Below are 5,067 nucleotides of genomic sequence, written 5' to 3' on the forward strand. Positions count from 1 at the left end.
CTTCCACACCCTGCCTATCAACGTCCTAGTCTTGAACGGCTCTTTAGGGAAATCTAATCTTGAGGTGGGCTTCCCGCTTAGATGCTTTCAGCGGTTATCCCATCCGAACGTAGCTACCGGGCAATGCCACTGGCGTGACAACCCGAACACCAGAGGTTCGTCCACTCTGGTCCTCTCGTACTAGGAGCAGATCCTCTCAAATTTCCAACGCCCACGGTAGATAGGGACCGAACTGTCTCACGACGTTCTAAACCCAGCTCGCGTACCTCTTTAAATGGCGAACAGCCATACCCTTAGGACCTGCTTCAGCCCTAGGATGAGATGAGCCGACATCGAGGTGCCAAACACCGCCGTCGATATGAACTCTTGGGCGGTATCAGCCTGTTATCCCCAGAGTACCTTTTATCCGTTGAGCGATGGCCCTTCCATACAGAACCACCGGATCACTAAGACCTACTTTCGTACCTGCTCGACTTGTGGGTCTCGCAGTTAAGCGCGCTTTTGCCTTTATACTCTACGACCGATTTCCGACCGGTCTGAGCGCACCTTCGTACTCCTCCGTTACTCTTTAGGAGGAGACCGCCCCAGTCAAACTACCCACCATACATTGTCCTCGGTATTGTTATACCTGAGTTAGAACCCCAACATGACCAGGGTGGTATTTCAAGATTGGCTCCACCGAGACTAGCGTCTCGGCTTCAAAGCCTCCCACCTATCCTGCACAAGTCAGGTCAAAGTTCAATGTAAAGCTGTAGTAAAGGTTCACGGGGTCTTTCCGTCTAGCCGCGGGTACACAGCATCTTCACTGCGATTTCGATTTCACTGAGTCTCTGCTGGAGACAGCGCTGCCATCATTATGTCATTCGTGCAGGTCGGAACTTACCCGACAAGGAATTTCGCTACCTTAGGACCGTTATAGTTACGGCCGCCGTTTACTGGGGCTTCGATCAAGAGCTTCGCTTACGCTAACCCCATCAATTAACCTTCCAGCACCGGGCAGACATCACACCCTATACGTCCACTTTCGTGTTTGCAGAGTGCTGTGTTTTTAATAAACAGTTGCAGCAGCCTGGTATCTGCGACTGCCAACAGCTCAAGGAGCAAGTCCTATCACCATCAACAGCGTACCTTCTCCCGAAGTTACGGTACCATTTTGCCTAGTTCCTTCAGCAGAGTTCTCTCAAGCGCCTTGGTATTCTCTACCTGATCACCTGTGTCGGTTTAGGGTACGATTCGTTTATAACTATTGCTTAGAAGCTTTTCCTGGAAGCATGGTATTTGCCACTTCGCTGTACAAGTACAGCTTGCTATCAGATCTCGGTATAGAATAGCCCGGATTTACCTAAGCTATAAACCTACATCCTTTCACCTGGACAACCAACGCCAGGCTGACATAACCTTCTCCGTCCCTCCATCGCATTATAAACAAGTATCGGAATATTAACCGATTTCCCATCGACTACGCCTTTCGGCCTCGCCTTAGGGGTCGACTCACCCAGCCCCGATTAACGTTGGACTGGAACCCTTGATCTTCCGGCGTGCGAGCTTTTCACTCGCATTATCGTTACTCACGTCAGCATTCGCTCTTGTGATACCTCCAGCATGCTTTACAACACACCTTCACAGGCTTACACAACGCTCCCCTACCACTTGAAAACAAATTCAAATCCGCAGCTTCGGCTCCTAGTTTGAGCCCCGTTACATCTTCCGCGCGGGCCGACTCGACTAGTGAGCTATTACGCTTTCTTTAAAGGATGGCTGCTTCTAAGCCAACCTCCTAGCTGTCTATGCCTTCCCACCTCGTTTCCCACTTAACTAGGAATTTGGGGCCTTAGCTGGCGGTCTGGGTTGTTTCCCTCTCCACGATGGACGTTAGCACCCACCGTGTGTCTCCCGGATATCACTCATCGGTATTCGGAGTTTGCATCGGTTTGGTAAGTCGGTATGACCCCCTAGCCGAAACAGTGCTCTACCCCCAATGGTGTTCGTCCGAGGCGCTACCTAAATAGCTTTCGGGGAGAACCAGCTATCACCGAGTTTGATTAGCCTTTCACCCCTATCCACAAGTCATCCCCTGGCTTTTCAACGACAGTGGGTTCGGTCCTCCGGTGCCTGTTACGGCACTTTCAACCTGCTCATGGATAGATCACTCGGTTTCGGGTCTATACCCTGCAACTAAACGCCCTATTAAGACTCGGTTTCCCTACGGCTCCCCTAAACGGTTAACCTTGCTACAGAATATAAGTCGCTGACCCATTATACAAAAGGTACGCGGTCACCCAACAAGTGGGCTCCCACTGCTTGTACGCACACGGTTTCAGGTTCTATTTCACTCCCCTCACAGGGGTTCTTTTCGCCTTTCCCTCACGGTACTGGTTCACTATCGGTCAGTCAGGAGTATTTAGCCTTGGAGGATGGTCCCCCCATCTTCAAACAGGATTTCTCGTGCCCCGCTCTACTTAATATGTTAACTCTAATGTTTCGAATACAGGACTATCACCTACTACGGTCAGCTTTCCCACGCTGTTCTTCTACATTAGAATTAATCGGCTTCTCCCCGTTCGCTCGCCGCTACTAGGGGAATCTCAATTGATGTCTATTCCTAAGGGTACTGAGATGTTTCACTTCCCCTCGTTCGCTTCCTAATAAATTAGGATACCTACCTTATGGTAAGTGGGTTTCCCCATTCAGAAATCTCCGGATCACAGGATATTGCCGCCTCCCCGAAGCTTATCGCAGGCTGTCACGTCTTTCATCGCCTCTGACTGCCAAGGCATCCACCATGTGCGCTTCATTACTTGACCATACAACCCCAAGTAGTCTTTCGACTTCTAAGTGTCATACAATCTAATTATGATAACGATATCACCTATGTTTATACGCTTGATTCAGTTCTCTTTACTTTTTTAATAACTCACCCCTGGGATAACAACTGATGTCGTTAAGAGGTGAGTTATTAAGGTTAAGAAGTGCGCGTGAACACGCTCTTCCTAACCCAGACTCATATCTATGTTTTTAAATAGTCTCTATGCTCTCGTCGAGTCACAGATTCTGTATAAAACAGAAAGAAGTAATCAATCACAATCACTTGTTTCTATTTAATACCTATTTATTTATTGGCATCTAAAGCTTACTTAACCGTCTTAGTAGTGGTGGAGCCAAACGGAGTCGAACCGTTGACCTCCTGCGTGCAAGGCAGGCGCTCTACCAACTGAGCTATGGCCCCATTGTAAAATGGTGGGTCTAGGTGGACTTGAACCACCGACCCCCGCGTTATCAACACGGTGCTCTAACCAGCTGAGCTACAGACCCTAATACGTTTGTTAAAAACGTAAGCTTAAACTAAAGAACAACTTGTTGTGAATTCTTGCTGACCGAATGCGTCTATAAGGAGGTGATCCAGCCGCAGGTTCCCCTACGGCTACCTTGTTACGACTTCACCCCAGTCATCAACCACACCGTGGTGAACGCCTCCCCGAAGGTTAAGCTATCCACTTCTGGTGCAATCAACTCCCATGGTGTGACGGGCGGTGTGTACAAGGCCCGGGAACGTATTCACCGCGGCATTCTGATCCGCGATTACTAGCGATTCCTACTTCATGGAGTCGAGTTGCAGACTCCAATCTGGACTACGATAGGCTTTTTGAGATTCGCATCACATCGCTGTGTAGCTGCCCTCTGTACCTACCATTGTAGCACGTGTGTAGCCCTGGTCGTAAGGGCCATGATGACTTGACGTCGTCCCCGCCTTCCTCCAGTTTGTCACTGGCAGTATCCTTAGAGTTCCCGGCTTAACCCGCTGGTAACTAAGGACAAGGGTTGCGCTCGTTGCGGGACTTAACCCAACATCTCACGACACGAGCTGACGACAGCCATGCAGCACCTGTATTCTAATTCCCGAAGGCACTCCCGCATCTCTGCAGGATTCTAGATATGTCAAGACCAGGTAAGGTTCTTCGCGTTGCATCGAATTAAACCACATGCTCCACCGCTTGTGCGGGCCCCCGTCAATTCATTTGAGTTTTAACCTTGCGGCCGTACTCCCCAGGCGGTCTACTTATTGCGTTAGCTGCGTCACTAAGTCCTCAAGGGACCCAACGACTAGTAGACATCGTTTACGGCGTGGACTACCAGGGTATCTAATCCTGTTTGCTACCCACGCTTTCGAGCCTCAGTGTCAGTATGATGCCAGGAAGCTGCCTTCGCCATCGGTATTCCTTCAGATCTCTACGCATTTCACCGCTACACCTGAAATTCTACTTCCCTCTCACCTACTCTAGCCTAACAGTTTCAGATGCAGTTCCCAGGTTAAGCCCGGGGATTTCACATCTGACTTATCAAGCCACCTACGCTCGCTTTACGCCCAGTAATTCCGATTAACGCTTGCACCCTCTGTATTACCGCGGCTGCTGGCACAGAGTTAGCCGGTGCTTATTCTGCAGCTAATGTCATCGTCTCCGGGTATTAACCGAAGAGTCTTCTTCACTGCTTAAAGTGCTTTACAACCAAAAGGCCTTCTTCACACACGCGGCATGGCTGGATCAGGGTTTCCCCCATTGTCCAATATTCCCCACTGCTGCCTCCCGTAGGAGTCCGGGCCGTGTCTCAGTCCCGGTGTGGCTGATCATCCTCTCAGACCAGCTACAGATCGTCGCCATGGTAGGCCTTTACCCCACCATCTAGCTAATCCGACTTAGGCTCATCTAATAGCGAGAGCAGTAAACTGCCCCCTTTCTCCCGTAGGTCGTATGCGGTATTAATACGAGTTTCCCCGTGCTATCCCCCACTACTAGGTAGATTCCTAAGTATTACTCACCCGTCCGCCGCTCGACGCCTGGTAGCAAGCTACCATCGTTTCCGCTCGACTTGCATGTGTTAAGCCTGCCGCCAGCGTTCAATCTGAGCCATGATCAAACTCTTCAGTTTAATCTTGCTATGAAGCTCTTTAAAGAAGCTTCTAAACTTGGCTCATTTAATCTGGCAAAATCGCTAAAAATTATGTTCGTAATGAATTAACTTTGAGTTTTTCTGCTGTCTTAAATGATAATTTTTATAGTTAATAATCTT

Annotated in this window: 2 tRNA genes and 2 rRNA genes; all 4 read right to left on the reverse strand. The window is 49.4% G+C overall.

Going from position 1 to position 5,067, the window contains the following annotated elements:
* Positions 1-2,804: ribosomal RNA gene (locus tag JMX96_RS13535) — 23S ribosomal RNA — on the reverse strand; the annotation flags it as partial.
* A gap of 346 nt (positions 2,805-3,150) precedes the next feature.
* Positions 3,151-3,226 (reverse strand) — tRNA-Ala (locus tag JMX96_RS13540).
* Positions 3,227-3,235: 9 nt separating this feature from the next.
* A tRNA-Ile gene (locus JMX96_RS13545) sits at positions 3,236-3,312 on the reverse strand.
* A 75-nt stretch (positions 3,313-3,387) separates the two neighbouring features.
* Positions 3,388-4,926, reverse strand: a 16S ribosomal RNA gene (locus JMX96_RS13550).
* Positions 4,927-5,067 lie beyond the last annotated feature (141 nt).

Origin of the sequence: Psychrobacter sp. JCM 18900, from assembly GCF_904846625.1 — a bacterium.
Lineage (GTDB): Bacteria > Pseudomonadota > Gammaproteobacteria > Pseudomonadales > Moraxellaceae > Psychrobacter.